The sequence below is a fragment of the Pseudomonas sp. KT_2_4 genome (assembly GCF_041410225.1).
In the GTDB taxonomy this organism is placed as follows: domain Bacteria; phylum Pseudomonadota; class Gammaproteobacteria; order Pseudomonadales; family Pseudomonadaceae; genus Aquipseudomonas; species Aquipseudomonas paracarnis.
In genome coordinates this window covers 2,894,698-2,919,592 of record NZ_CP166962.1, presented here as the reverse complement: position 1 = coordinate 2,919,592, position 24,895 = coordinate 2,894,698, and the positions used below count along the sequence as shown (strand labels likewise).

Genomic DNA, 24,895 nt, shown 5'->3' with positions numbered 1-24,895 from the left:
GTGGCCGGTAGCGGATTCATAATCGGCGATTGGTGCTGGTTCACCCGGCAGGCATCACCGTGCCGAGTGATCGAGCGGCAGGACATGTGGGGCGAGGTTGCCTACCGCGTGTGGCTGCCGGCCAAGGACGCGGTGGTGCGTGCGCGGGCGGTGGATCTGGCTCCGCTGGAAAGCGTGCATCCGAGTGTGGAGCAGATCCTGCACGCCACGGCGGCGGCCAAGCTGCTGGACGCGCTGGAGGACAACCTGCTGCTGGCGCCGATCCAATCTAGTGTTGTGCCTCTGCCGCACCAGCTCTACGCTCTGCACCGCGCGGTAAGCCGTGATCGCATTCGCTACCTGCTGGCAGACGAGGTGGGCCTCGGCAAGACCATCGAAGCAGGCTTAGTGCTGCGCGAGTTGAAATTGCGTGGTCGGGTGAAGCGAATCCTAGTGGTGGCGCCAAAAGGGCTGGTGCGCCAATGGCAGGCCGAAATGCACCTGCACTTCGGCGAGAAGTTGCAATTCATCGAACCGTCCGAGCTTGCGGCCTTCCGCCAGTGGCGCAGCGGCGGTGCGGGCGAGGAAGAAAACTTGTGGCGTATGCACGACCAGGTGATCTGCTCACTTGATTCGGTCAAACCCATGGAGAGCCGTCGCGGTTGGAGCTTGGAGCAGCTGAATACCTACAATCGCGAGCGATTCGAGGACTTGATCTCCGCGTCGTGGGATCTGGTCATTATCGATGAGGCCCACCGTATGGGCGGCAGCACCGAACAGGTCGCTCGCTACAAGCTGGGCGCTGCGTTGGCGGAAGCATCGCCCTATCTCTTGCTGCTGTCGGCCACGCCACACCAGGGCAAAACCGACCAGTTCATGCGCTTAATGCAGTTGTTGGACCGGGAGGCATTTCCGGACGAAAGCAGCGTTAACCGTGACCGGGTGCGACCATTCGTTATCCGCACAGAGAAGCGACTGTCGATCAATGCCGAAGGCCAGCCTCTGTTTAAGCCGCGCGTCACGCGGCTTCAGGCTGTCGCATGGCAGGCGCGGCATGGCTCGCAGCAGCGCCTGTACGAGGCGGTGACCGACTACGTTCGCCACGGTTACAACCAGGCGATGGCAGCCAAGCAGCGTCACATAGGCTTCTTGATGATATTGATGCAGCGGTTGGTGACGTCGAGTACCGCAGCCATCCGCACTACGCTGGAGAGGCGGCAGGTTCTACTCGATACAGCACAGCCCCAAGCGAACCTATTCGAGAACGCCAGCCAGGACGAGTGGGCAGATCTTGATGGGCAATCTCAGGTGGATCTGGCCATGCAATCCAGTGGCTGGGAGTTGGAGAAGTCCGAAGTCGAGATGCTGCTGGATCTGGCTCGCGAAACCGAAGCCGCAGGCACCGATGCTAAGGCCGAGGCGTTGCTGGAGCTGATCTACAAGCTGCAACAGGAAGAAGGAGACCCAGCGCTTAAGGTGCTTATTTTCACTGAGTTCGTACCTACCCAAGCGATGCTGGCCGATTTTCTTTTGAGTCGTGGTTTCTCGGTGGCGACGCTCAACGGCAGCATGGATCTGGAAGCCCGCACTCGCGCTCAGCAGGTGTTCTCCAAGGATGTGCGTGTGCTGATTTCAACAGATGCCGGCGGCGAAGGTTTGAACCTTCAGTTCTGCCACGTCATCGTCAACTTCGACATGCCGTGGAACCCGATGCGGATTGAGCAGCGTATTGGCCGCGTCGACCGTATCGGTCAGCACCATGTGGTGCGGGCTATCAACTTCGTACTGGAAGATACGGTCGAACACCGTGTGCGTCAGGTATTGGAGGCAAAGCTCGAGATCATCGCGCAGGAGTTTGGCGTCGACAAGGCGGCCGACGTTATGGACTCGGTCGAGGCCGATCCGATCTTCGACGAGTTGTTCTTGCATGGCCTGCAGAACCCGGATGCGATCGAGCAGGAATGCGACGCCGTGGTTTCGCAGCTGCGATCCGCGCTGGCAGAGTCGAAGCAGAACAGCGATCTGCTGACAACGGAGCACGATCTAGACGCGGACGACGCTCGCAAATGGCGTGATCATCCGGCCCAGTTCTGGCTGGAACGTGCCATCACCAATGGGTTGGCCGCACGCGGTGGTTCAGCCGCCAAGGTTGGTAGTGCCTGGCGGGTTAATTGGGTGGACGAAAGCGAATCCAAACAGGCTTGTTTCGACGCCCGCACGGCGGACGAAAATCCGGAATTCGAATGGATCACGATGGAGGACCCTCGCGCCCGGGCTGTGATCTGTGAGCTGCCTCGCTTTGTCGTCGGCCAGCCGCTGCCGGTGATCCGCGTGACCGGCTTGCCGGATTCGGTTCGCGGCATCTGGTCGCTGTGGGAAATCAGCTTGGCAGCTGAAGGTCTGAGCCGGAAGCGCTTCTTACCGGTGTTCATCAACGAGGAAGGTCGGCCCTTCGTACCGACAGCCAAACGCGTATGGGATCTACTGCTGACGGAAATGGTGGACGTACATGCCTTGACGTGTGCTGAGGAGTCTGTGACGCGGTTTGCGGCATCGCATGCGGCCGCCAGCACTCAAGGTGAGCTGATCTTTACCGAGCTGGTGAATGAACACCGTGCCCGACTGAAGGAGGAACGCGAGCGTGCGGTGTATGCATTCGAGGCGCGAAGTCAGGCGATCGGGCGTATCGGCTTGCCAGCCGTGCGCGAACATCGGCGCAAGCGACTGCAGCAAGAACACGATGCACGCATGACGGCCTTAGATAATATGGGTGCCTGCGTGCCGGATTTAAATGCCGTGATGATGGTGCGCGTCTCCAGCGATGTGATGCCCGGAGCGAACATGACGAAAGAGCGTGTGGCATGAGCCAGTGGTCAGAACGTATTCTCAGCCACTTCACGGCCGACCTCACCCGTTTGTGGGTGGCCTGCGACCCGGACGACGTGCTGCTCGACGAGAAGCTGTTGTCCGAACTGCGCGACCGGGGCTTCGAGATGATGCTCTACGAAGACCCGTTTGCTTTCCGTGCGGAGTTCGAGGAACGTTACCGCGCCGCATGGGATCGGGGTGAACAAGGGCCCGCGCCTTCGCTGGTGCTGCATCTGCGTAGAGCAGATGCGAATGAGTTGCCGTGGGATGTTGTTCACCACGGGCGTGTGGTTCGGCTCAGTCTTGCCGAGCTTTTCCCCAGGCTGGCGTACAGCGCGGTGCAGCAGGTCGAGCAGGAGCATTTTGCCGGGTTGTTTCATGCTCATCAGACCGAGTTGCAGACAGCGCGTAGCGAGAACGAGTCGAAGGACTTCATCCTCGAACATGTCTATCAACTGACGCCGCGATCCATTCGCAACCCGGTGGACTTCTGGCGCGAGCTGCTGCGGATGCACTTCGCCAACCGTTCCTTGCCTCCGCTGTTTGCGCAGCATGCGGCGGGCATCATTCAAGGCAAGGGGTTGTTCACGGATCAGCCCGTCGCTACATGGCTGGCGTCCAAGAATGCCCTGCTGCGGGTAGTGCAGGAAGCGTGGTGCCGCTATCTGAAGACCCTGGGACTCGATGGCTCGCGTATAGAGGAACAGTCCCCACCACACTACGTAGCCAAGATCGAGATTCCGTTCGTCCACTCCGATGTGCAGGTGCTGGTCGATTCCATGTTTCTCGACGGCAGCCTGCATCCGGTGGCAGTGCACAGTGTTCCCTCAGGGATGCCAAGTTGGATCACCGCCGGCGTTGTCCAGGACCACACGGCACTACAGGCTTTGGTGCTCAAAAGCATCGACAGTCTGATCGAAGCACTGCCCACAGCAACCGCGTCCCACAAGGACTGGAGTGAATTTGCTAAGCGCTACGGCGAGATTCTGGCTCGCACACACGTTTTGCCAGGTACCCCTGGCAGCGGATATCTTCTTACCATTCGCGATCGCATTAAGATCTTGCAGACGCAATCGGACGATCGACTTCAAGCGTGGGTCACAGCCAAGCATTATGCGGACTTGATACTGCAGCCCGTCACGAAGGGGCCGGTGATGGTGCACCACGTACCGCGCTTTTTACGCCATCGACGGTCCGCAGGTGAGTCCAAGGTGGCCTTGCTGGTGTTCGATGGGCTGGCCTTCGATCAATGGGTACAGATCCGAGAAAGCCTGGCTACTACAACCAAATATTTCGCGTTCGACGAAGGAACCGTATTCGCATGGCTGCCCACCGTTACATCGGTGTCGCGGCAGGCACTGTTCTCGGGCCTAAAGCCGCGTGAATTCGACGACTCGATCGACCGGACGGACAAGGAAGAATCGTTATGGAAGATGTTCTGGCAAAACGAAGACGTCCGCTCTAGTGAGGTGATGTATCGACGGGCGTTACGTCATATAGATCAACTTGATGCGCTAGAAGTAGATCTGACCGAGAGGCGTCCAAATGTGGTGGGTCTAGTCATTGACGAGGTTGATGAGCGGCTGCACAAGGAGCGGTCTAAGAAAGACGTAGCTATGTGGATTGACAACTGGCTCGTGACGGGCTTTGTTGATCGACTTTTCTCGTTGCTGCTGGACAGGGGGTACCATGTCTACGTCACAGCAGACCACGGGAACGTTGAGGCTATCGGAGTCGGTCGGCCCAATCAGGGCGTGATTGCAGAGACACGCGGCGAGCGCGTGCGGATCTATCGGAGTGAATCTTTACTGGCCGATTCCGCTGCGGCATATCCCAGCACCGTCAGGTTGGAGATAGCTGGACTGCCCGCGAACTTCATTCCTCTATTCGCCGCCGGGCGAACCGCCTTTGTGCCGGAAGGCGAGCAGGTAGTGGTCCACGGCGGAGTATCGATCGAGGAGTTGATTGTGCCATTTGTGAAAGTTAGTTATGGGATCTAAATTTAATGAGCTCCTCAGCCCCTAAAATCGGATTTGATAGATTTGTCCACCTCGATTGGGTGGCCGTTGCGTTGACAGTAAGCAGCGGTGTCGCGCCTCTGGATATGCTGAGCGAGCTTCTCGAATCGTCTTGCCTTGGCAAAGAGGCTCGCGCAAAAACGCAAACTAAGCTGAATGCGCTGTGCCTGCAGCCTAGGCCTGAGCTGGGGGAGTTCATCGATCGCGGGCGCTGCCTGGTGAGGGACAGCAATCAGTCAAATGCTGTGCTTGTTTTTGCTTGGGGCGCTGCGATTGCCACATACCCATTCTTTGGCAAAATTGCAGAGGTCGTCGGTAGGCTGACATTGCTTCAGGGTGACTGCTCTGTTTCGGAAATTCATCGCCGCATGAGTGAAGTGTACGGTGATCGCGAAATCACCAAGCGGGCAACCCAAGCTGTATTGCAAACCGTGGCGAACTGGGGCGTGTTGGAGCGTGTGGAGAAGGCACGGAGGCTCATACGTCTCGCTCCAACCGAAATTCAAAATGAAGAATTTACCGCTTGGCTCATCGAAGCGGGTGTTCGCTATCTCGGTAAGCCGGCTTTGGTATCTAGCTTGCAAACTCTGCCTGTGCTGTTTCCATTCACCCTGACGCAGCCTTTAGGATATGTGGTTTCGAACAGCGTTGACCTCAGTCTTCGGTCGGAAGGGCCGAGTAACCAGTTCGTTGCATTGCGGGAGAAAATTGATTTCTAATGTCACAGCCAATGATTCGGAATTTTTATTCCGTAGTTTTTCGACACAGTTCTGAGTGTGCCGACGATCTCTCCATGGCGAGATTGATCATTTGGGCGCCAGTTTACGCGGCGCTCCAATAGGTTTTTCAGCTCAACCAGGTTGTACATACCTAGGCGGTGAAAATTGCCCCAACTGGGTATGCCGAACAGATTGTAGATCGTCACGGTTGCATCACGTTCGCTGGCCAGGCGCTTATCACCTGCTATCTTCTCGGCTGCATCTTCGGCTTCATCGCGGTCGTCGTAGGTGTTGAGCAGTTTCATCGCCAGTTTACATTAGAAAATTTTGATTGGTGAATTCTGCCTGAGCGGCACGAAAAGAGCACCAACTGACTTTCTTAAGGACGAGACGTATGTCTGCGGTCTCCCTAGATCATCCTCCACGTGTCGAGACTCTTCTGGGAGCTTTTGTACGCGTTTGATTTTAGGCCATACGCAATCTGGTTCTTGCCCAATGTCAAATAAGGTCATCATGTCACCTCAACCCTAGCGAGTTGGCAGCGTGTCGCTGGCGCCCAGCCGCTTCCAGACCAATGACGCAGTTAGTCGATAGTAATAGCGGCTGGCATCTGAGTGGTCTCTAAGATGGTGTGTTAGAAACCAGCGTATGTGCTTGAATTGCCACGTCCAGGGATTGTCCCGTTGCCAGCGCTGTTGGATAGCCGCTTGCATGATTCGGGCTTGCCGTAGGTGCCGATCCTGCGTGGCCTGCGAGCCTGTCAGTACACCCCCTAAAAACAACGCCATATCGAACGGTTTTGTCATGATCGACCTCCAACGTAGGCCGAAACCACATCGATCCGGTTATGCCCGAGCTCAAGGCTGATCTGTTGCCGCGCCTGTTGATCGAGGTCGCGGTCAATGCGATAGCAGTGGCCACCATTGACTGGTGCCGCATGGCCAGTGAGCTGTTCGTAACGCTCGCAGGCGTAGGCCGCGCGCAGTTCATGAAAACCCTTCAGTCCGTGTTCATGCAGCGTTTCGCGGGCAGGGAGCACGGTCTGTTGCAGGAATGCGGCGTAGCTTTCGTCGCGGACCAGCAAGTTGCGGCTGCCGGTTGGCGATGCCTGACGAGCCAACTGCAGGGCCGCTTTCACCGCTTCATTGGCCTCGATCCATCGCGGCGCTGACGCCCCTGAGCGGCCGCCTTTGGTGCCGTCCTGGATGTTGATGCGGCCTAAGTGTTCGGCTTCGCGTTGCAGTCGTGGCAGGTCAGCCAGGATCGCTTCGCGCAGGCGCATACCGGTTGTTCGGGCCAACAAGACAATCGCGGCCACACGCTCGTGTTGCTGTTCGCTCAGTACCTCAATCACTCGCCGCACCTGTTGGCGGTCTTGGCCATCCGGCACACGGGTGCGTACGCTCGAGCGCTGTTGTCCCAACGCCTGACTCGGGCTGGCGATCCTCACGTCCTGATCACCGCGCAGCGCCGCGAGGGCACGGTTGACGCTGCTCAGGCGGTTCTGCGCGGTCGCGATGCAGAGTTCACCTTGCTGGATCTGCTGGCGCAGGTAAGCAGCGTAGTCTTGCAGCGTCCGTCGATCGATCTGGCGCGCATCGTTGTAACCGGGACCGTCCTCTGACCGACACCAACGCACGAATGCTTGCCAGCGATCGCTATGAGCTTTGACCGTGGCGAAGTGGCCGCCGCCAAACAAATCCTTTAGCGCTTGTGGGCCGGCGTAGCTCAGCTGGCGGCCATAGCCAAAGTTGCGACCATCACGCCGACCGACCAAGGCCATAGTCACCACCATTTTCGTTTGTTTGCAGAAAGAGCAGCAGGGCTTTCCAGTGGGGGCTGAGCCTGTCCACCTGCCGCCAGTGTGTCGGGCGGATCAGGAGGGCGTTCTCTTGGTGTTGCAGCAGTGCCCCTTCCTCACGCAGTTGCTCGATCAGCAGGGCGAGGAGGGCAGGGTCCAGGGGTGGGGTGGCGACTGCGGCGACAGTGGCGACAACCCGCGTCGTTTCTGGCCTGGCGCGTGGCGACAGGGTGGAGACAGAGGCGGCGACACACCGCGATTCTGGCTGCGGTTGATGTTGCGCCTGGTAGCGGCGCACCGCGTCATTGAGGCGAAACATGGCGGACCTCGAAGGTTCTTCCATCGCGGCTGTTCAGCCAGCGATGCGTGATCAGCTCGACCAATAAAGAGGCGGTATGGTCAGCGCTCTTGCGGGCAAAGCGAGGGCCGTTGCGATTGACGTCGCGGACGGTGAAGTGGGTCCAACCTTTCTGCGCTAACCAGCGCAGCAGTCGATCCGCTTCCTCGCGTCGGCTATTGACCGGCTCCTGTTCGGTCAGGCGCTGAATTTCGGCCAGGTAGTAATCCATCAGCGTGGAGGCGCGCTGGATGTGTGCTTCCTCCAACGCACTGGCCTCTTCAACCATGGCCAGCACGCCCGAAATACGCAGTACATTCGCCGCGGCCTTGCTCGCGACAGGCTGGACGCCGGCTAGCTCGCCGAACTCGCCAGACTGGCACTCGATGGTGTCGTGAATATCAATCCAGGCACGACGGGCACGGGGAGTCAGCTCCAGCGTGGCGGGATTGAGTGATCCATCCCGGTGAAGCGACCAGGGCTTTTGCAGCATGGCGGTGATCCGCTGTTGGTAGCGCTGGACTTTGTCATCTCGGGTCAGGTCGATGGCCTTGTAGAGTCGCTGGCCGGCCAGGCGCTCAGGCCAACTGATCAGACAACGGCCGAGGATGCCTTGGCCATTGATCACCGGGTCTTTGAACAGTTGGTTGGCCAGGTAGGGCTGCAGCATCAGATGCAGGCTGAGGCGGCGATCATAGGCGCGCAGGCTTTCTCCGGCCATGGAACGCGCCCGGTCGATCGGGCTGCCATCCCACAGTGTCGACAAGGTGGTGATCGCCTTGAGCAGGTTCTCTTTGCTCATGGTGCTGCCGCCCAAGAACTGGCCACCTTCATCATTGAACAAGCCCATGCTGGGCAAACCATGGCACAGACTTTTAACCAGGGCCTCGATAGTGGGCTCGGCAATGATCAGTCTCGGCGGTACCGGCTCGGATACTTCGCTGCCTTCCGCCTTCGAGGGTTTCTTTGAGGTTTCGGGTTTGGCCATGATGCTGGTAGCGGCGCGATAGGCTTTGAGCTTTTCCGCATACAGGGTCCACTGCTGTCGTTCCCAGTCGCGCGCCGCCTTCAGTGCCAGGTGATCCACCGCGCTTTTGCGATCGCCCGAAGACGCCACCGTCAGTAGGTAGAGGGACAGCGGATAGGTTCGGCCGTCGAGTTGGACATTGGCATGGCCCTGGCTCACCAGAGCCGCGCTGGCCAGCACCGATTGTGCAGCCATAGCGCTGGGCACGCCGATCACCTCGGCCAGTTGTTCGACCGCAGGGCCCAACAGATCCCCGAGTGCTTCGACCGGGTAGGGCAGTGGCGCCTGCTGGTATTCCAGCAATGGTTGTGGTGGCTCGAACGCTTCGCACAGTTGCATCGCTATTCTCCTGAGATTATCGACTTCGTCCTCACTCATCCCGCCACGGTTGTTGAGTGTTATCAGGGATTAAGGCCCCTGCGACCTGTGAGGTTTGTCCACTCACGCGGGACTGACGGCTCCTTACGACCGGGAGCTTGGGCATCTCATGATCTGGCCTCCTGTACACCGATAGCGGTGGGCGGGTGGAGGCTGCACTGGCTGACGAGACCGGTGCCGCGAGATCCTGAGTCGGGTGAAGGCAGCGAGGTGATGACCGGGGCATGCCTGACTGTCAGTCAGGTGCAGTCCATTTCATGGGCTGCGGCACCATCATCGGCATCGCTGTGGTGAGTGAGCATTCGGTGTTTGTCATGCCGATTGTCACTAGGGGGAAAGCCGCAAAGGCCCGTGCGAGCAGGGCTGCAGCAGTGTGATATGAGCCCGTCTCTTTAGGGGGCAAAGAGACGGGCAAAAGGTTGGCGCAAGAAATAGCCAAGCGGATAAGTTGCTGCAGAGCAGCCAGGGGGGATGAGTTGCCGCAGTGGGCATACTGGAAGAAGTGGCATCCATCACATCGCTGTGACCGTGCGAGCCGCCGGACGCTAATCGCACTTGGGGGGGAACCACCACGGTGTGGCGTAGCCTCAAAGGTTCGGGCCACCTGGGAACTGCCAAGGGCAGTGTTTTGAGGCTTCTTTCTATCGTCCGCGTATGGTTGGGTCAACAGGATTGCGCTCAGTCGACTGTGTCAACCAGCGGTGTTGGAAGGCTTTGGTCGTGGGTGGTGTTGGATGGATGATTGGCCGTTCGTCGAATTTTAAATGTGAGCCCCTGAGCATGGGAATGCCGAGCCTTCCCATGCTCAGGGGCTTGGCCGGAGGAGAGCAGGCATGCAGGAGGTTTGGCGACAGTCGCCACTTCTGTCGCCATGCCGCACACCACGGATTACGCGGGTTGTCGCCTGTGTCGCCGCTGTCGCCAAGGGAAGAGAATCTTTGCCCCATACTAATCAGGTTATGGTGATTGAAGAGCTTGTGCGGGTTGGAAATAAGTAATTCCTAAAGCACGGTTCCCACACCCGGTGGTGTCATCTCATGCCGTCCATCAATCCCGTATCGACGGCAACCTCACTAATAAAATTTCCAAGTTTATTAATTAAGGTCAGACTGCTGCTAAACATTTGGCAGCAGTCTGATCTTACGCTTAAATTTGGCGAAGGTGATTCAGGTGTGGAGCAGCTAAGTCGATAAAGATATTACGCCAGCGCTCCGGCAAGTCAGCAAATGCGTCGGGCCAGTTTTCTTGGATGTGTTTGTAAGCCTTAAATGGTTTTTCAGATGCCGGGGAAGCGTAACCCAATATATCCTCGACGCATTCCTCTAACATGATCCTCCGATCTGCTCCACATGCAGCCAAAATGGGTTCATTCATGATCACCGCTCCGGGAGTGTCCGCATCCCGATCGTGCATGATGATGTAGTTCATGCCTAGAGCATTCATATACTTCGCTATGGAGATTAAAACAGGCTTGCCACGAGCGCGGAGGACCTCACAGTTTCCTATGAATCTTGATTTGTCAATCATCCCTAGTCTTTTAACTGTTTCCCTTACGATGACCTCTTCCGTATCACCCTCGACAAATATGCATTTCTTAGTGAAGAAGATGCGAGAAATATAATCGTCCGTTTTTAAAAGCATCTTCAGGTTTTGTTTTTCATCAGCGGCCAATTCTTCGAATGCTTGCTCTAAATTGAAGGAGCTGCATGTTGTAAATTCGTCATTGGTAAACGAGAATTTTGTTAGGCTCATGCTTTTCTCTGAGCCCAGATTTATCATGAAGGGAGAGTGGGTTGTGGCTACTATCTGGAAGTTGGGGCCGGCTAATTCATAAAGTATATCTCGCATCTGGTTGGCGGCAGCAGGGTGCAGATATATTTCCGGCTCTTCAAAGCAGAAGATTGTAGCTCTAGGAGTATCAGTTCGACGATTTACAAAACCCTGCACATATCTGAGCAGTTGGAACGCCGTAGCGCGTATCATTCCATGTCCTTGGTACGCAACAGTGGTTCGTACGTTGCTTTTCATTTCAATATTGAATTGAGGTTTTATAGCTTTTTCAGGCTGATCGAGAGACGCGCTAAGATGGATGGATGACTCAGGGAAAAGGCTATGTGTCATAGTATTAAGGTCAGTGATAAGCCTACCAAAATCAGTATCGCTATCGTTCGGGTTTAACTCCTTGGCTAACTCGGTCAAAAAGGTTTGAGCTTGGTTGTAATTTTCAGAGCCCTGACGCACTGTATCAAACAGCTCTCCAAGCGTCTTGAAAAGCGCTCCCGAAGGATGGGTGAGTTGGGTGATGCACGACTCTGCTGGAATGATTACAATTTTTGGAAGCTTTGATAAGACATTGCCGGGTATTCCTCCAGGGTTTTCCACCCAAACAGGTTCTTGAGCTGTATCAGCGTCCCAGTAACTAGGTAAGTCAGTGAGGAGGTTCTTAACAGCTGCATGGCTTAGCAGCTTGCTTAAGTTCGCCTCTCCAAAATGGTCACGAAGAAAAATATCAGTAAAGTCCTCTCCGACAAGATCCTCTACTTTTCTGCAGTCGACGTAACGTACATTGACAGTGCGGGGGTATTCCATGAGGAAAACTTTAGGCTTGGAGTGTTCGATGCTCCACTTTTTCTTATAGATGATTTTCTTGTTTGTTTCTCCGGGCAAAGGAGCTTCGTGGGTGATGACGCGCCCTTTGAAGCCAAGCCACCCATCAGAATCCTCTGGAAGATTTCGATACTCGGCTACAATTTCAATTTCGGTTTCCCGCCGATAGTCTTCAGTTTCAGGGATAAACGTTTTCGAATAATCGTCGAGGGACACATCACTAGTTTTGTGTAGGTAATCAAGCGCTGCAAATACGCTGGATTTCCCGGCATTATTTGGCCCTATCAGAAAGGTAGTATCTCGAAATTTGATTTTACAGTCTTTGAGCTTGCGGAAATTTTTGATATCAACTTCATGTAAACGCATGTACAGCTTCCTTGTCTAACGTTTAATAGCAGGTGATGAATCTGCGTACGACTGAATGCTCCGACGTTGATGCGAAAGCAAAAAACCTTACGTTCCGCAAGCCTAGTACTGAATTCTGGGTTTTCCACGTTCTCTAGACATCTTCGGACGGTGCTTTGGTGGACCCAGTCGAGAGTGTCCAGTCCGCTCCGTTCCCAGCGCGTTGGTCGGGCTCGGCACTTTTAAATATTGATGAATGCTCAGCGTATCGGCACGACGTTGCGGTCTCTGGTTTGATTGATCGCAGATGCCAGCAGACTACCCGTGGCCGCATTCTGGATGTGCTCACTCCACCAAGCCATCATCGGACGCCGGCGCTCGATGTAGTCAGCTCGGTTGTAAGCGCTTCGGACTTCGTCCTTGTCGACATGCGCCAGCGCGACTTCGATCAGCTCCGGATCCCACCCATGCTCGTTCAGGATGGTGCTGGCCATGGAGCGCATGCCGTGGCTGACCAAGCGGTCCTGGAAGCCCATGCGTTTCAACGCCATGTTGGCGGTCTGGCTATTGGCGTGGGTGCGCGGGTTTCTATCTGCCGGGAACACGTATTCCCTGTGGCCGCTGTGGGGTTTGAGCGCCTCCAGTAACGCGAGTGCCTGTTCGGTCAGCGGGATGGTGTGCGGACGACGCTTTTTCATACGCTCCGGCGGGATGGTCCAGATGCGTTTGTCGAAGTCGATGTCTGCCCAGCGGGTGGTCGCCGCTTCGGCAGGACGGGTCATGGTGTGCAGTTGCCATTCGATCAGGCAGCGGGTGATCCGCTTGATGCTGGCGTTCGCAATTTCGATCATGAGCTCGGAAAGCTCATCGGGTCGTAGCGCGGCCATGTTCTGTTTTTTGGGCTTCTTGAATACCGCCCGAATGCCACTGAGAGGGTTAGCGAAAATCAGCCCGGAGTTTACCCCGTAGGTCATGATCTCGTTGAGCCGTTGGCTCAATCGCTTCACTGTCTCGAGGCTGCCTTTGGCCTCGATTGGGCGAAGCAGTTCGATGACCATTGGTGCGGTAATTTTCGAGAGCGACGTTGTTTTCAGGTCTGGAAATACATGCAGCGTGAGCGATCGCCAAATGTCTTCGGCGTACGCCGGCGTGACGGAGTCCTTCTTCAGCTCAAACCAGGCGGTGGCCACGTTCTCGAACGTATGTTCCGTCTCCGCTCGTTTGGCTTCGTCCTGTGCATTGCGTTGCACCTTGGGATCAATGCCTTGTGCAAGCAGTTCGCGCGCTTCCACCACTTTTTTCCTGGCGTTCGCTAGTGAGAGCTCTGGGTACGTGCCGAGCCCCATATTGATACGGTTCTTGGTTACCGGATCGCGGTAGTTGAAGTTCCACAGCATTGAGCCGTTGCTCCTGACCCGGAGCTGGAGGCCATCACCATCGCTGAGGACGTAATCTTTATCTTTCGCCTTGACTGCCTTGAGCTGGCGGTCGGAGAGACGGAGGGCTGGAGCAGGCATGAGAGCTACCTCTGACACCGTTCTGGTATTCCAAAAAATAGCACCGGATGCCTTGGAATACCATTTGGAATACAAAAAACGCTGGAACTCAAAAAACCTCGAAAGCCCCCAATATCCCTGAAACCCCCGTATTTACTGGATTTCAGGCACAAAAAAGACGTCCGTGGACGTCTTTAGATGATGAAATGGTGGAGCCGGGGGGATTTGAACCCCCGTCCGCCAGTACTCCGCTGTCGGTACTACATGCGTAGCCGTTTCTATTAAGTTAACCCTCAGCGACCCGAAGGGCAGGGTGCTTTGGGCGAGTTGTGTAAGTTTTAGCCGCTTCGTCCACAACGTACTGCACGGCGATTCTGTTCTATATGACAATCACTTTGGGTTTACAGACATCCCCTGGTGATTGCTGGACCCGAAGGTACCAGAAGCTCAGGGCTAAGGCTGCTTACGCAGCGAGAGCGAATTCCTGGCCGTAGTTTTCGTCATTGGCAACTATAAGAAGTTGCAACAGTGGATTTACGAGTTCTGTTACCAACTCGGCATGCACCTAAAGTTTCGCGACCGGCGTCGAATCCTAAACGGCCCCGTGCTTGTAACTCGTTGTTTCTTAGTGAGTGACAAGCCTGTGCAGTGTACGCCAAAACGTCAGCGAAGGCCAACCCGAAGGTTGGCCCTCTCGCTTACTGGCCGCCTTTCTCGCTGTTCTGCAGGTCTTGCAGGGCCTTGGAGGTGATTTCGATGCACTTCTTCTCGTCACCTGCGGCGTGGGCGGCCTTGGCCTGGGAGACGGCGGTGTCTATTTCGCCACTTTTACCGCTGGTGTCGGTGGCGAGCAGGGCTTTGCCGTTGTTGATTTTGTCCAGGTTGATCTGGCACAGGTCTTTGTCACTGGCGGCGAAAGCGGGGGAGGCGAGCATCGCAGCGGTCATGAACAAGCCAGCAAGAGCGGAACGCTTCATAGGGTGTCTCCTTGCGCAAAAGGGCTCGACGCTACTGGCGTGCAACCGCTGCCAGCGACATCACTGATGGGCCTCGTTTGTCGAGGCCTATGCAGATGACTGCGCCGGTGCGCCAGGGTTCGGTTTTTTTGCCGGGTCAGCGGGAGCGGGCGCGGGTGACGCGGTCTACCAGGTAGACCAGGCTGTGGTAGTCGATGCCGCCATGCTGGCTCAGGCCGATCTCGCAGGTGCGGCTGGTGGAGATGCCTTCGCTGCAATGTTGCACGGCGTCCTTGAGTGAGCGCAGGGCGTGGGCGTTGAGTTCCGGGGTGGTGAAGCCTTTGTCGCCGGCAAAGCCGCAGCAATGAATGCCTTCTGGGATCACCACGGTTTTTGCGCAGCGTCGTGCCAGTTCGATCAGGGCCTGGCTCTCGCCCAGGTGTTGGGTGCTGCAGGTGACGTGCACGGCGATGGGCGCTTCCTGGGGTGTGAAGTCGAGGCGGTCCATCAGGTGGGTGCGGATAAAGCGCACGGGGTCGTAGAGGTCCAGGCGCGTTTCTCCCAATTCTTGCACCAGGCGCAGGGTGCAGGGGCTGGTGTCGCAGTAGATCGGGTCGAGGCCGCCGCGGCTGGCGTGGAGCAGGGCGCCGATCAGTTCCTGGCGCTTGTGTTCGGCCTGCTCGGCGTAGCCTTTGGAGGCGAAGGGTTGGCCGCAGCAGAGGCTGTCCTGGTTGTCGGGGAAGACTACCTGGTAGCCGGCTTTTTCCAGCAACTGGCGGGTTTTGTCGTACAGCGACATTTGCTCTTTATCGCCGACTGCCGGGCCCATGGCGCGGGAGACGCAGGCGGCCAGGTAAACCACGCGTGGGCGCGCGTCCGTCACTGCCGGGCTGAAGCGGATGGCTTTTTCGGGCTGCGGCATGGCGTTGGTCCACTGCGGAATTTGCCCTTTGGACAGCTTGGTCAGTGTGCTCGAGAGCTTGGCCAGCCGTGGGGCGCCCAGCAGCATGCGTGCGCCATTGGCGACGTGCAGGGTAAAGCGCGCACCTTGCAGTGCGGTGGCGAAATGGCTGGCGAGCCAGTCGGCGGTTTTCGTACGGTCGGCTGCGCGGCTGCGCAGCTTTTTCACCAGGTCGCCGGTATTGATGCCTACAGGGCAACGTTGCGCGCATAAGCCGGTGGCGGCGCAGGTGTCGATGCCCTGGTAGTGGTAGGCCGCTTCCAGTTCGGTGGTGTCCACGCCTGCGCGTTTTTTGGCCTGGATGTCGCGCCAGATCACGATGCGCTGGCGCGGGCTCAGGGTCAGGCCTTTTGACGGGCACACCGGCTCGCAGAACCCGCATTCGATGCACTTATCCACAAGCTCATCGGCGGCGGGCAGGGGCTTGAGGTGTTTGAGGTGGATTTGCGGGTCTTCGCTGAGCACCACATCCGGGTTGAGGATGCCGTTAGGGTCGAGCAGGCGCTTGAGTTGCCACATCAGTTGATACGCGTCGCTGCCCCATTCCAGTTCGACGAAAGGGGCCATATTGCGGCCGGTGCCGTGTTCAGCCTTCAGCGAGCCACCGAACTCCACGGCCACCAGTTGCGCGACGTCGTCCATGAACGCTTGATAGCGTGCGACTTCTTCGCTGCTGTTGAAGCCTTGGGTGAACACAAAGTGCAGATTGCCTTCCAAGGCGTGTCCGAAAAGGATGGCTTCGTCGTAGTGATGTTTGTCGAACAGTGCGATCAAGCGGTTCACGCCAATCGCCAGTTGTTCGACCGGGAAGGTCACGTCTTCGATGATCACGGTGGTGCCGGTTTTGCGTACGGCGCCTACGGCGGGGAAGGTGTCCTTACGGATCGCCCACAGGCGGGCGTTTTCCAATGGGTCTTCGGTGAAGTCGACTTGTTTCTCCACGGGAAACGCCGCCAGGGACGCCATGATGCGCGTCAGTTGTTCGTGCAGCAGTGATGACGAAGCGGCGCGGGATTCGATCAGCAGTGCGCAGGCGTTTTCCGATAGGTGCTGTACGAAAGCAGGCATGCCCGGTTTGTCCTGCACCGAGCGCATGCTGCGTCGGTCCAGCAGTTCAACGGCGGAGACTGGCTGGGTTTTCAGCACGGTGACGGCGTTGCAGCAGGTTTCGACATCCGGGAAGACGATCAGCGCTGAGGCTTTGTTGGGGTGATCGATCACGGTGTCGTAGGTGACCGCACTGATAAACCCCAGGGTGCCCTCGGAGCCGACCAGCAGGTGGCTGAGGATATCCAGCGGGTCATCGAAATCCACCAAGGCATTGAGTGACAGGCCGGTGGTGTTCTTCAGTCGGTATTTGTAGCGGATCTTTGCCGCCAGCTCAGTATTTGCCCGTGTTTCGCGACCCAGCAGGGCCAGGCGTTCAAGCAGTGCACTATGTGACTGACGGAAGGCTTGCACGCTGGCGGCATCTTCGGTGTCCAGGCGGCTGCCATCGGCCAGCACCAGACGGATGCCCGCCAGGGTGTGGTAGGTGTTTTGCGCCGTGCCGCAGCACATGCCACTGGCGTTGTTGGCGACGATACCGCCGATCTTGCAAGCATTGATGGACGCAGGGTCCGGGCCGATCTTACGCCCGAACGGTGCGAGCCAGGCGTTGGCCTGGGCGCCGATCACGCCGGGTTGCAGGCGGATCTGGGTGCCTTGCCCGCGAATTTCGCGGTGATTCCAGTTGTCACCCAGCACGATCAGCACCGAGTCGCTGATGGCCTGGCCCGAGAGGCTGGTGCCTGCGGCACGGAAGGTCACCGGCACGCGGTCGCGCTGGGCCAGTTGCAGCAGGGTTACCACTTCGTCTTCTGACTCCACACGGATCACCAGCTGTGGGATCAGTCGGTAGAAGCTGGCGTCGGTGCCGAAGGCGAGGGTGGAAAGTGGATCGTCGAAGCGACGATCTTGCGGGATCAGTTGTGCGACGTCGCTCAGGAAAGCAGCAGGCAGGCTCATCGGTCCTCCAGAAATAGCAGACGCCGGAAGGGTGCCCCGGCGTCGATTCTTACCCTATTACGTGCAGGTCTCAGTGCACCAGCATACCGGTGAACCAGTACGCCTGCGCCAAGGTGATCAGCCCGACGATGGTGGCAAAAAACAGGCTGTGCTTGAGGGTAAAGCGGAACAGGTCGGATTCCTTGCCCACCAGGCCGGTGGCGGCGCAGGCCACGGCGATCGATTGCGGCGAGATCATTTTGCCGGTCACGCCACCGCTGGTGTTCGCGGCTACCAGCAGGGTGTCGTTGACGCCGATCTGGTGCGCGGTAGTGGCTTGCAGTGAGCTGAACAGGGCGTTGGATGAGGTATCGGAGCCTGTCAGGAAAACTCCCAACCAGCCAAGGAATGGCGAGAAGAACGGGAAGGCTGCACCGGTGCCCGCCAGAACCAGCGCCATGGTCGAGGACATGCCGGAGTAGTTGGTGACGAAGGCGAATGCCAGCACCATGCCGATGGACAGGATCGGCCAGCGCAGCTCAAAGAAGGTTTCTTTTAAAGTGGTAAGACCAGTTTTGATGTCGATTTTCAACACCAGCATGGAGACCAGTGCCGAGAAGAAGATCGCAGTGCCGGTGGCAGATATCGGGTCCAGCTTGAAGACGGCCGGGATGGCGGTGGGGTTGGTCACGATGGGCGCGACTTTAACCACCAGTTGATCCAGGTGCGGGATCGCGAAATTGAACACCCAGCCGTACATCGAGCCGCCCGCGGCGAACAGTGCCTTGAAGGGTTTGAGAGTCCAGACGGTCACCAGTACGGTGAGGATCAGGAACGGCGACCACGCCTTGAAAATTTGCCCCAGGCTGTAGGGCGAAACCACGGTGTTGCGTGGCAAGCCGAAGCCGCCGGCGCTGGAAGTGACCGCTACGCTGGAGGTGGCGCCGGCAATTTGTGCGCCTGCGGTGCGCTTGGGTTGCCAGACTTTCAGGAACAGCGTCAGGGCAATCAGGCTGGCGAGTGCCGAGGTGATGTCCGGCAGCTCTGGGCCAATGAAGTTCGAGGTGAAATATTGGGTGACGGCAAAGCTCAAGCCCGCCACCAAGGCTGCCGGCCAGGTTTCGCGAACGCCGCGCAGGCCGTCCATCATGAACACCAGCCAGAACGGCACGAACAACGACAGCAGCGGCAGTTGGCGGCCGGTCATGGCGCCAATCTTGAACGCATCAATACCGGTGACCTGGCCTGCGACAATGATCGGAATGCCTAATGCGCCGAAGGCCACAGGCGCGGTATTGGCGATCAGGCACAGGCCGGCGGCGTACAGCGGGTTGAAACCCAGGCCTACCAGCAGCGCGGCGGTGATCGCCACGGGCGCGCCAAAACCGGCCGCACCTTCCAGGAAGGCACCAAAGCAAAAACCGATCAGCAACACCTGCAAGCGCTGGTCGTCGGTGATCGACAAAACGGAGCTGCGGATGATTTCGAACTGGCCGCTCTTGACCGTCAATTTGTACAGGAATACCGCTGCGACGATGATCCAGGCGATGGGCCACAGGCCGTAGGCAAAGCCATAACCGGCTGCAGCCAGCGCCATGTCTACCGGCATCTGGAAGGCGAAAATGGCGACCAGGATCGACAGGGCCAGGGTGATGCTGCCGGCCACATGGCCTTTGAGGCGGAACACGGCCAGCGCCAGGAAGAAGAATACGATAGGAATGACGGCGGCCAGTGCGGACAGGCCGAGGCTGCCGAGTGGGCTGTAAAGCTGTTGCCAGGTTTGCATATGGGGTGGCCCCTGATTGTTGTTGTTTAGTGAGCTTGGGTAATTGGTAATACCAATTTACAATCGCTGTGGGCTAGATTAAGAGCCTGGGCAGGGGTGTGTCAATTTGCCGCCTGCGAAACTTTGGTCGTAGGTCGGGAGGCGGGGTGTTCTGATCGGCGAAATTGAAGGCGTTCTGATAGGTGCTGCCGGCACGTCGATAGGCCAGAATAGGGGCCCCGGCGAGTGGTCGGGATGGTGGAGAGTGAGTTATGGGGTTTGATCAGGTGCGTCAGCGCCGTTTGTCTGACGATATTGTCGAGCAGCTTGAGGGGATGATTCTCGAGGGCACGCTGAAGTCGGGCGAGCGCTTGCCGGCCGAGCGCGCGTTAGCCGAGCGCTTTGGTGTGTCGCGCCCGTCGTTGCGTGAGGCGATTCAGAAACTGGCGGCCAAGGGCTTGCTGGTCAGTCGCCAGGGCGGTGGCAACTATGTGGTGGACTCCCTGGGTTCGACCTTCAGCGATCCGCTGTTGCACTTGTTGGAAAGCAATCCCGAAGCGCAGCGCGATCTGCTGGAGTTTCGCCAGACCCTTGAGGCTTCGTGTGCTTATTACGCGGCGTTACGCGCCACGGAGGTTGACCGTGAACGGCTGACCGCAGCGTTTGAAGCGTTGCAGGATTGCTATGCGCGCGCCGACGAAGTGAGCCGAGTGGAGGAGGGTGCTGCGGATGCAAGGTTTCACTTGGCGATTGCCGAAGCCAGTCATAACGCCGTGTTGCTGCACACCATTCGCGGGCTGTTCGACCTGCTCAAGCGTAACGTGGTGACGAATATTGGTGGCATGTACCAGCAGCGTACCGAGACCCGCGACATGCTGATCAATCAGCATCGGGACTTGTACCTGGCCATCATCGAGGGGCGGGCCGAGCAGGCGCGCGAAGTCTCGACACGGCATCTGTTGTATGTGCAGGAGGTGTTGGAGGAGGTGCGTCAGGAGGTTCAGCGTGTGGCTCGGGCGGAGCGACGTAAAGGGATGTAGCCCGCCTGGGCTACACCGTCACAAGGATTATTCTTCCTTGCCCTTGTTGCGCACGGCGCGATGCAGCTCGCGATTGGAATCGCGCTCGCGTTCGGTGTCGCGCTTGTCGTATTCCTTCTTGCCCTTGCCCAATGCGATCTCGCATTTGACCAGGTGCTTGCTCCAGTACCAGGACAAGCAGACGCACGCGTAGCCTTTTTGCTGCACGGCTGCGGCGAGTTTTTCGAGCTCGCGGGCATTGAGCAACAACTTGCGCGTACGCACCGGGTCGGCAATCACGTGGGTGCTCGCGGTGGTCAGCGGAGTGATATGACTGCCAAGCAGCCATGCCTCGCCATCCTTGAGCAGCACATAACTGTCGACCAGCTGCAGTTTGCTGGCACGCAGACTTTTTACTTCCCAGCCGGCCAGGACCAGACCAGCCTCGAACCGATGTTCGATGAAGTAATCGTGTCGCGCTTTTTTATTTTGCGCGATGGTCCCTGTGGGGTGTTTCTTTTGTTTAGCCATAGGGGCGGCATTATAGGGAGTTGCGAGCGTGTCGGCTACGGTCAACCTGTGTGCTTGAGCGAGTTGGACGAATCCCGGACAATGCGGGCAGTTCTTTGGTTTTTTTCTCTCGCGGATTGGGCTGTTCTTTCGCGATGTTTGCCTTAAGCAGTGGAAGTAACGCTCACATGACGACGCATATTCAACGTTCGGCCCTGTTGCCCTATCCGGCGCAGGCGCTCTATGACCTGGTCAACGACGTGGCGCGTTACCCGGAGTTTCTGCCTTGGTGCTCGACGGCCGAGGTTCTGGAGAGCAGTGACGAGCACATGGTTGCCAGTGTGGGGGTGGCCAAAGGCGGCCTCAGCCAGCATTTTGTGACGCGTAATGTGCTGGTGCCGGGCCAGTCCATCGAAATGAACCTGCAGGAAGGGCCGTTCACCCAACTGCACGGTGTGTGGGTGTTCAAGGCGCTGACGGACAAGGCCTGCAAGATCAGCCTGGATCTTTCGTTTGATTATGCCGGGCCGATTGTTCGTGCGACGTTGGGGCCTTTGTTCAATCAGGCAGCCAATACCCTGGTGGACGCGTTCTGTCAGCGCGCCAAGCAACTGCATGGTTGAGATTGAGGTGGTGTTCGCCGCTGAGGATCGCCAGGTGTTGCTGGGGGTAAAGGTGGCTGAAGGCACTAGTTTGCGCGAGGCGGTGCGGGCGTCGGGAATAGCGGCGCATTTTCCTGACGTTGATCTGGCTGATTGCCCGCTGGGTATATTTGGCAAGGTTGTCGTGGATGCCGGGGCGCGTTGCGTACAAGCGGGCGACCGTATTGAGATCTACCGGCCTTTGCTGGCCGACCCTAAAGAGGTACGCAGGTTGCGCGCAGCCAAGGCGGCATTGGCCAGGCAAACGAATTCTTGAGCTTGCCAAATGGCAGCCTAGCTATCTGGAGCGCCGCGATCCAACTGTGGGAGCTGGCTTGCCTGCGATGACGCCCTGATAGCCGGCGCATATCTACCTGATGCCCACGATCCAAATGTGGAAGGGGGGCGGTCCCGATAACGGATATGTACTCGATCTGATCCAGAATCCTGGTCGACTGTCAGATCGCTCACAGGCAAGCCAGCTCCCACAGGTTCAGCGTCGCACCAAGGTTATGTAGATGCCTATGTAAATGGCAGGCAACAAAAAGCCCGGCATGCCGGGCTTTTTATCGAGCGCAAAATTATTGCGGGCTGGTGTCCAGAGGCTCAGGCGTCGGGACGGGCACGGTTTCCACGTTGTCGATGTCTTTCTGGATGGTGTCCAGCAACGAACCAGGCTTGGCCGGTACCTCGGATTTTGGTTTTTCAGCTTCCTGCGTAGGTGCGGTCACGTTGGTGCCGCTGTCCTTGCCCAGCAAGGCTTCATCGCGGCTTACGCCGGGCATGAAGTCGCCGGACAGGCTCACGAGCTGGTCATTGCCATTGAAGATGACACTGACGCGCTCCTGCTGGCGTTCACCGCCACCAGGCTGCAGGCTGTAGAGATAATCCCAGCGATCGGCATGGAAAGTGTCGGTCAGCAGGGGATTACCCATGATAAACCGTACTTGCCGTCGGGTCATTCCCGGGCGTAACTGGTCTATCATGTCCTGCGTGACGACATTGCCCTGCTGGATGTCGATTTTGTAAACCCCGGGGAATGAACAACCGGCGAGTGCGAGCAGTCCCACAAAGGTGAAACTGGTTAGCAAGAGCTTGGTGTTTTGCATCGGTGGGCGACTTCCACTATCTTGGCTGGGACAACGTAAACGCCGATCATACCCGTATTAAGAGAAGCTGCGAAGCAGCATCCGCGAGAAAGCTAACCATGGTTGAAAATAGCGAACTACGCAAAGCCGGTCTCAAAGTGACTCTGCCACGAGTCAAGATTCTACAAATGCTCGATTCTGCTGAGCAGCGTCACATGAGTGCCGAAGATGTTTACAAGGCGCTGATGGAGTCTAACGAGGACGTCGGCCTGGCCACGGTCTACCGTGTACTGACCCAGTTTGAAGCCGCAGGGCTGGTGGTTCGTCATAATTTCGACGGCGGTCATGCGGTGTTTGAATTGGCTGACGGTGGTCACCATGACCACATGGTTGACTTGGATACCAACGAGGTTATCGAGTTCACCAGCCCTGAAATCGAAGCGCTGCAGCACAAGATTGCTGAAGAGCATGGGTTCGATTTGGTCGACCATAATCTCGTGTTGTACATCCGTAAGAAAAAGTAAAAATCGACGCAGTTTTGCTTTGCGAAACGATTGAAGGCGACCCTCGGGTCGCCTTCGTGCTTTCTATGGAGTGGAAAATATCGCTTCAGGCCTTCGCGGCCACCACCATTTTTTTCGCGTGAGCCAAGGACTCCTTGGTCAAGTCGATACCGCCGAGCATCCGCGCCACTTCCTCCACCCGTTCCGACTTGTTCAGCTTGGAGACGGCGGTGTGTGTCGCGTCACTGCCGCGCACCTTATGCACAAACAGGTGCTGATGCCCTTGGGCTGCCACTTGCGGCAAGTGGGTCACCGTAAGCACCTGGCCGCGATCCCCCAGGCGACGCAGCAATTGGCCAACAATTTCTGCGGTCGGCCCGCCAATGCCCACGTCCACTTCATCGAATACCAGGGTGGGTACCCGTGAGGTCTGGGCGGTAATCACTTGGATCGCCAGGCTGATCCGCGAGAGTTCGCCGCCGGAGGCCACTTTGGCCAGGGCCTTGAGCGGTTGGCCGGGGTTGGCACTCACCAGCAGTTCGACGTGCTCCAGCCCATGGGGCTGCAATTCTTGACTGGCGTTGGGATGCAGCTCGATGGTGAAGCGCCCGCCTGGCATGCCCAGGCGTTGGATTTCCAGCTCAACGGCGCTTGCCAGGCTAGTAGCTGCCTGCTGGCGCAGTGCGCTCAGCTCCCGGGCCTTTTCCTGATAATGACGGGCAAACGAAGCGAGCTCCTCGCCCAGTCGTTCAATGGATTCGTCGTTCGCGTTGAGTGTTTCGATTTCATCCAGCAGTTTCTGCTGCATGGTTGCGACTTCTGTCGGCTGGATTCGATGCTTGCGAGCCAGTGTATAAATAGTGTCCAGGCGTTCTTCTATTTCCTGCAGGCGAGCTGGGTCGGCGTCGAAATGGTCCAGGAAACGATTGAGTTCGCCCACGGCCTCTTCAACCTGGATCTGCGCGCTGGTCAACAGGGTGGTCGCTTCGCTCAGTGAGCCGGAAGCATTGTTCACGCTGGACAGGCGGTTGAGGCTGGCGGTCAGTGCATTAAGGACATTGCCGGAGTCGCTCTCACTACATTGCTCGACGACCTGGCGGCAGATACCCAGCAGGGTCTCGGCGTTGGTCAGGTTCTTGTGTTCCTGCTCAAGTTGCTCCAGCTCTGTCTCACCCAGGCCCAGACTCTCGAGCTCTTCCAGTTGATAGCTGAGCAACTGGTGGCGGGCGCGTTGTTCGTCGCCGGAGTTGGAGAGGCGTTCCAGTTCCTGGCGTGTCTGGCGCCAGCGTTGGGCGGCCAGTTGAACTTGCCGGGAAAGATCGGTGGCGCCGGCGTACTCATCGAGCAGGCGACGGTGGGTATCGGTTTTCAACAGGGATTGGTGTTCGTGCTGACTGTGGATATCGATCAGCAATTCGCCCAGGGCTTTCAAGTCGCCCAGTGGGCAAGGCGTGCCGTTGATATAGCCGCGCGAGCGTCCCTCGGCGGTGATCACCCGGCGCAGAATGCAGGGGCCTTCATTATTAAGGTCGCGCTCGGCCAGCCATGCCTCGGCTTCAGGGATGTCCGCCAGGTCGAAGGTGGCCAGTATGTCGGCCTTGTCGGAGCCAGGGCGTACCACGCCACTGTCGGCGCGGTCGCCAAGCGTCAGGCCGAGGGCGTCGAGCATGATCGACTTGCCGGCGCCGGTTTCGCCTGTGATTACGCTCATCCCGCGATCCAGTTCAAGATCCAGATGTTCAACGATGGCGTAGTTATGTACAGACAGGTGCACGAGCATGACGGCCGCTCCCAGGCTTTAGGTCTGGTTATTTATACAGTGTTTTGTTCAGGCCTGACAATCCTGGCACTTAGCTCGATTTGCTTGAGTCGTTAATTTTTTTAGCGCGAT

The 24,895-nt window shown here is 57.7% G+C and carries 20 protein-coding genes and 1 other RNA gene; 7 read left to right on the top strand and 14 right to left on the bottom strand.

The genetic code is table 11. The features are described 5' to 3' along the window. Genes AB9N64_RS13475 through AB9N64_RS13465 form a run of 3 tightly spaced genes read left to right on the top strand, consistent with a single transcriptional unit; the run spans position 1 to position 5,584 of the window. Positions 1-2,844, top strand: coding sequence for a DEAD/DEAH box helicase (locus AB9N64_RS13475; protein WP_371360359.1), 2,844 nt, complete (start codon positions 1-3; stop codon positions 2,842-2,844). Beyond that, positions 2,841-4,847: a BREX-3 system phosphatase PglZ gene (pglZ, locus tag AB9N64_RS13470; RefSeq protein WP_371360358.1), complete on the top strand. Its 2,007-nt coding sequence runs from the start codon at positions 2,841-2,843 to the stop codon at positions 4,845-4,847. The genes AB9N64_RS13475 and pglZ overlap by 4 nt, the downstream gene beginning before the upstream one ends. 5 nt (positions 4,848-4,852) lie before the next feature. Continuing rightward, a complete protein-coding gene (locus AB9N64_RS13465) occupies positions 4,853-5,584 on the top strand; it encodes a hypothetical protein (protein ID WP_371360357.1) in 732 nt (243 codons plus the stop codon). A 2-nt stretch (positions 5,585-5,586) separates the two neighbouring features. Here the strand turns inward: AB9N64_RS13465 and AB9N64_RS13460 are convergent, their stop codons facing one another. The 11 genes from AB9N64_RS13460 to AB9N64_RS13410 all read right to left on the bottom strand — a co-directional run bounded on the left by AB9N64_RS13460 (position 5,587) and on the right by AB9N64_RS13410 (position 19,264). Beyond that, on the bottom strand, positions 5,587-5,889 hold the full coding sequence (locus tag AB9N64_RS13460; RefSeq protein WP_371360356.1) for a hypothetical protein: 303 nt from the start codon (positions 5,887-5,889) through the stop codon (positions 5,587-5,589). Positions 5,890-6,111: 222 nt separating this feature from the next. After that, complete coding sequence (locus AB9N64_RS13455; RefSeq protein WP_371360355.1) at positions 6,112-6,390, bottom strand: hypothetical protein; 279 nt, start codon at positions 6,388-6,390, stop codon at positions 6,112-6,114. Continuing rightward, positions 6,387-7,367, bottom strand: a complete 981-nt coding sequence (locus AB9N64_RS13450) for an integrase domain-containing protein (protein ID WP_371360354.1) — start codon at positions 7,365-7,367, stop codon at positions 6,387-6,389. Before AB9N64_RS13450 ends, AB9N64_RS13455 begins: the two co-directional genes overlap by 4 nt. Next, the gene (locus tag AB9N64_RS13445) at positions 7,345-7,704 is read right to left on the bottom strand and encodes a hypothetical protein (protein WP_371360353.1); all 360 of its coding nucleotides are present in this window, start codon (positions 7,702-7,704) and stop codon (positions 7,345-7,347) included. The genes AB9N64_RS13450 and AB9N64_RS13445 overlap by 23 nt, the downstream gene beginning before the upstream one ends. Then, positions 7,688-9,088 carry a YfjI family protein gene (locus AB9N64_RS13440; protein WP_371360352.1) on the bottom strand — a complete coding sequence of 467 codons (1,401 nt, stop codon included), beginning with the start codon at positions 9,086-9,088 and terminating at the stop codon, positions 7,688-7,690. Before AB9N64_RS13440 ends, AB9N64_RS13445 begins: the two co-directional genes overlap by 17 nt. 1,185 nt (positions 9,089-10,273) lie before the next feature. After that, on the bottom strand, positions 10,274-12,100 hold the full coding sequence (locus AB9N64_RS13435; RefSeq protein WP_371360351.1) for an ATP-dependent endonuclease: 1,827 nt from the start codon (positions 12,098-12,100) through the stop codon (positions 10,274-10,276). Between the two features lie 239 nt (positions 12,101-12,339). Beyond that, on the bottom strand, positions 12,340-13,596 hold the full coding sequence (locus AB9N64_RS13430) for an integrase domain-containing protein (protein ID WP_371360350.1): 1,257 nt from the start codon (positions 13,594-13,596) through the stop codon (positions 12,340-12,342). Between the two features lie 186 nt (positions 13,597-13,782). Then, positions 13,783-14,179, bottom strand: a transfer-messenger RNA (tmRNA) gene (ssrA, locus tag AB9N64_RS13425). A 94-nt stretch (positions 14,180-14,273) separates the two neighbouring features. Next, a complete protein-coding gene (locus AB9N64_RS13420) occupies positions 14,274-14,552 on the bottom strand; it encodes a hypothetical protein (RefSeq protein ID WP_003194233.1) in 279 nt (92 codons plus the stop codon). Between the two features lie 136 nt (positions 14,553-14,688). Beyond that, on the bottom strand, positions 14,689-17,499 hold the full coding sequence (locus AB9N64_RS13415; RefSeq protein ID WP_371360349.1) for an FAD-binding and (Fe-S)-binding domain-containing protein: 2,811 nt from the start codon (positions 17,497-17,499) through the stop codon (positions 14,689-14,691). 70 nt (positions 17,500-17,569) lie between these two features. After that, complete coding sequence (locus AB9N64_RS13410; protein WP_371360348.1) at positions 17,570-19,264, bottom strand: lactate permease LctP family transporter; 1,695 nt, start codon at positions 19,262-19,264, stop codon at positions 17,570-17,572. A 251-nt stretch (positions 19,265-19,515) separates the two neighbouring features. On the opposite strand from AB9N64_RS13410, the gene AB9N64_RS13405 reads away from it, so the two are divergent. Further along, the gene (locus tag AB9N64_RS13405; RefSeq protein ID WP_014719963.1) at positions 19,516-20,283 is read left to right on the top strand and encodes an FCD domain-containing protein; all 768 of its coding nucleotides are present in this window, start codon (positions 19,516-19,518) and stop codon (positions 20,281-20,283) included. A gap of 27 nt (positions 20,284-20,310) precedes the next feature. On the opposite strand, the gene smpB is transcribed toward AB9N64_RS13405, so the two are convergent. Next, a complete protein-coding gene (gene smpB / locus AB9N64_RS13400; protein WP_014719962.1) occupies positions 20,311-20,793 on the bottom strand; it encodes an SsrA-binding protein SmpB in 483 nt (160 codons plus the stop codon). 167 nt (positions 20,794-20,960) lie between these two features. On the opposite strand from smpB, the gene AB9N64_RS13395 reads away from it, so the two are divergent. Both AB9N64_RS13395 and AB9N64_RS13390 read left to right on the top strand, forming a co-directional pair. After that, positions 20,961-21,395: a type II toxin-antitoxin system RatA family toxin gene (locus AB9N64_RS13395; protein WP_003194226.1), complete on the top strand. Its 435-nt coding sequence runs from the start codon at positions 20,961-20,963 to the stop codon at positions 21,393-21,395. Next, positions 21,388-21,690 (top strand): RnfH family protein, encoded by a 303-nt coding sequence (locus AB9N64_RS13390; RefSeq protein WP_014719961.1) that lies wholly within the window; start codon positions 21,388-21,390, stop codon positions 21,688-21,690. Before AB9N64_RS13395 ends, AB9N64_RS13390 begins: the two co-directional genes overlap by 8 nt. Before the next feature lie 304 nt (positions 21,691-21,994). On the opposite strand, the gene AB9N64_RS13385 is transcribed toward AB9N64_RS13390, so the two are convergent. Beyond that, a complete protein-coding gene (locus AB9N64_RS13385; protein ID WP_014719960.1) occupies positions 21,995-22,522 on the bottom strand; it encodes an outer membrane protein assembly factor BamE in 528 nt (175 codons plus the stop codon). 98 nt (positions 22,523-22,620) lie between these two features. On the opposite strand from AB9N64_RS13385, the gene fur reads away from it, so the two are divergent. After that, entirely contained in the window at positions 22,621-23,025 is a 405-nt protein-coding gene (fur, locus tag AB9N64_RS13380; RefSeq protein WP_003194220.1) for a ferric iron uptake transcriptional regulator, read from the top strand. A gap of 85 nt (positions 23,026-23,110) precedes the next feature. On the opposite strand, the gene recN is transcribed toward fur, so the two are convergent. After that, positions 23,111-24,784, bottom strand: a complete 1,674-nt coding sequence (gene recN / locus AB9N64_RS13375; RefSeq protein ID WP_003194217.1) for a DNA repair protein RecN — start codon at positions 24,782-24,784, stop codon at positions 23,111-23,113. Positions 24,785-24,895 lie beyond the last annotated feature (111 nt).

What these genes read in the sequence shown, in the direction of transcription:
- pglZ (WP_371360358.1), top strand. Translation starts at nt 2,841, where the DNA reads ATGAGCCAGTGGTCAGAACGTATTCTCAGCCACTTCACGGCCGACCTC.
- AB9N64_RS13465 (WP_371360357.1), top strand. Translation starts at nt 4,853, where the DNA reads ATGAGCTCCTCAGCCCCTAAAATCGGATTTGATAGATTTGTCCACCTC.
- AB9N64_RS13460 (WP_371360356.1), bottom strand. Translation starts at nt 5,889, where the DNA reads ATGAAACTGCTCAACACCTACGACGACCGCGATGAAGCCGAAGATGCA.
- AB9N64_RS13455 (WP_371360355.1), bottom strand. Translation starts at nt 6,390, where the DNA reads ATGACAAAACCGTTCGATATGGCGTTGTTTTTAGGGGGTGTACTGACA.
- AB9N64_RS13450 (WP_371360354.1), bottom strand. Translation starts at nt 7,367, where the DNA reads ATGGCCTTGGTCGGTCGGCGTGATGGTCGCAACTTTGGCTATGGCCGC.
- AB9N64_RS13445 (WP_371360353.1), bottom strand. Translation starts at nt 7,704, where the DNA reads ATGTTTCGCCTCAATGACGCGGTGCGCCGCTACCAGGCGCAACATCAA.
- AB9N64_RS13440 (WP_371360352.1), bottom strand. Translation starts at nt 9,088, where the DNA reads ATGCAACTGTGCGAAGCGTTCGAGCCACCACAACCATTGCTGGAATAC.
- AB9N64_RS13435 (WP_371360351.1), bottom strand. Translation starts at nt 12,100, where the DNA reads ATGCGTTTACATGAAGTTGATATCAAAAATTTCCGCAAGCTCAAAGAC.
- AB9N64_RS13430 (WP_371360350.1), bottom strand. Translation starts at nt 13,596, where the DNA reads ATGCCTGCTCCAGCCCTCCGTCTCTCCGACCGCCAGCTCAAGGCAGTC.
- AB9N64_RS13420 (WP_003194233.1), bottom strand. Translation starts at nt 14,552, where the DNA reads ATGAAGCGTTCCGCTCTTGCTGGCTTGTTCATGACCGCTGCGATGCTC.
- AB9N64_RS13415 (WP_371360349.1), bottom strand. Translation starts at nt 17,499, where the DNA reads ATGAGCCTGCCTGCTGCTTTCCTGAGCGACGTCGCACAACTGATCCCG.
- AB9N64_RS13410 (WP_371360348.1), bottom strand. Translation starts at nt 19,264, where the DNA reads ATGCAAACCTGGCAACAGCTTTACAGCCCACTCGGCAGCCTCGGCCTG.
- AB9N64_RS13405 (WP_014719963.1), top strand. Translation starts at nt 19,516, where the DNA reads ATGGGGTTTGATCAGGTGCGTCAGCGCCGTTTGTCTGACGATATTGTC.
- smpB (WP_014719962.1), bottom strand. Translation starts at nt 20,793, where the DNA reads ATGGCTAAACAAAAGAAACACCCCACAGGGACCATCGCGCAAAATAAA.
- AB9N64_RS13395 (WP_003194226.1), top strand. Translation starts at nt 20,961, where the DNA reads ATGACGACGCATATTCAACGTTCGGCCCTGTTGCCCTATCCGGCGCAG.
- AB9N64_RS13390 (WP_014719961.1), top strand. Translation starts at nt 21,388, where the DNA reads ATGGTTGAGATTGAGGTGGTGTTCGCCGCTGAGGATCGCCAGGTGTTG.
- AB9N64_RS13385 (WP_014719960.1), bottom strand. Translation starts at nt 22,522, where the DNA reads ATGCAAAACACCAAGCTCTTGCTAACCAGTTTCACCTTTGTGGGACTG.
- fur (WP_003194220.1), top strand. Translation starts at nt 22,621, where the DNA reads ATGGTTGAAAATAGCGAACTACGCAAAGCCGGTCTCAAAGTGACTCTG.
- recN (WP_003194217.1), bottom strand. Translation starts at nt 24,784, where the DNA reads ATGCTCGTGCACCTGTCTGTACATAACTACGCCATCGTTGAACATCTG.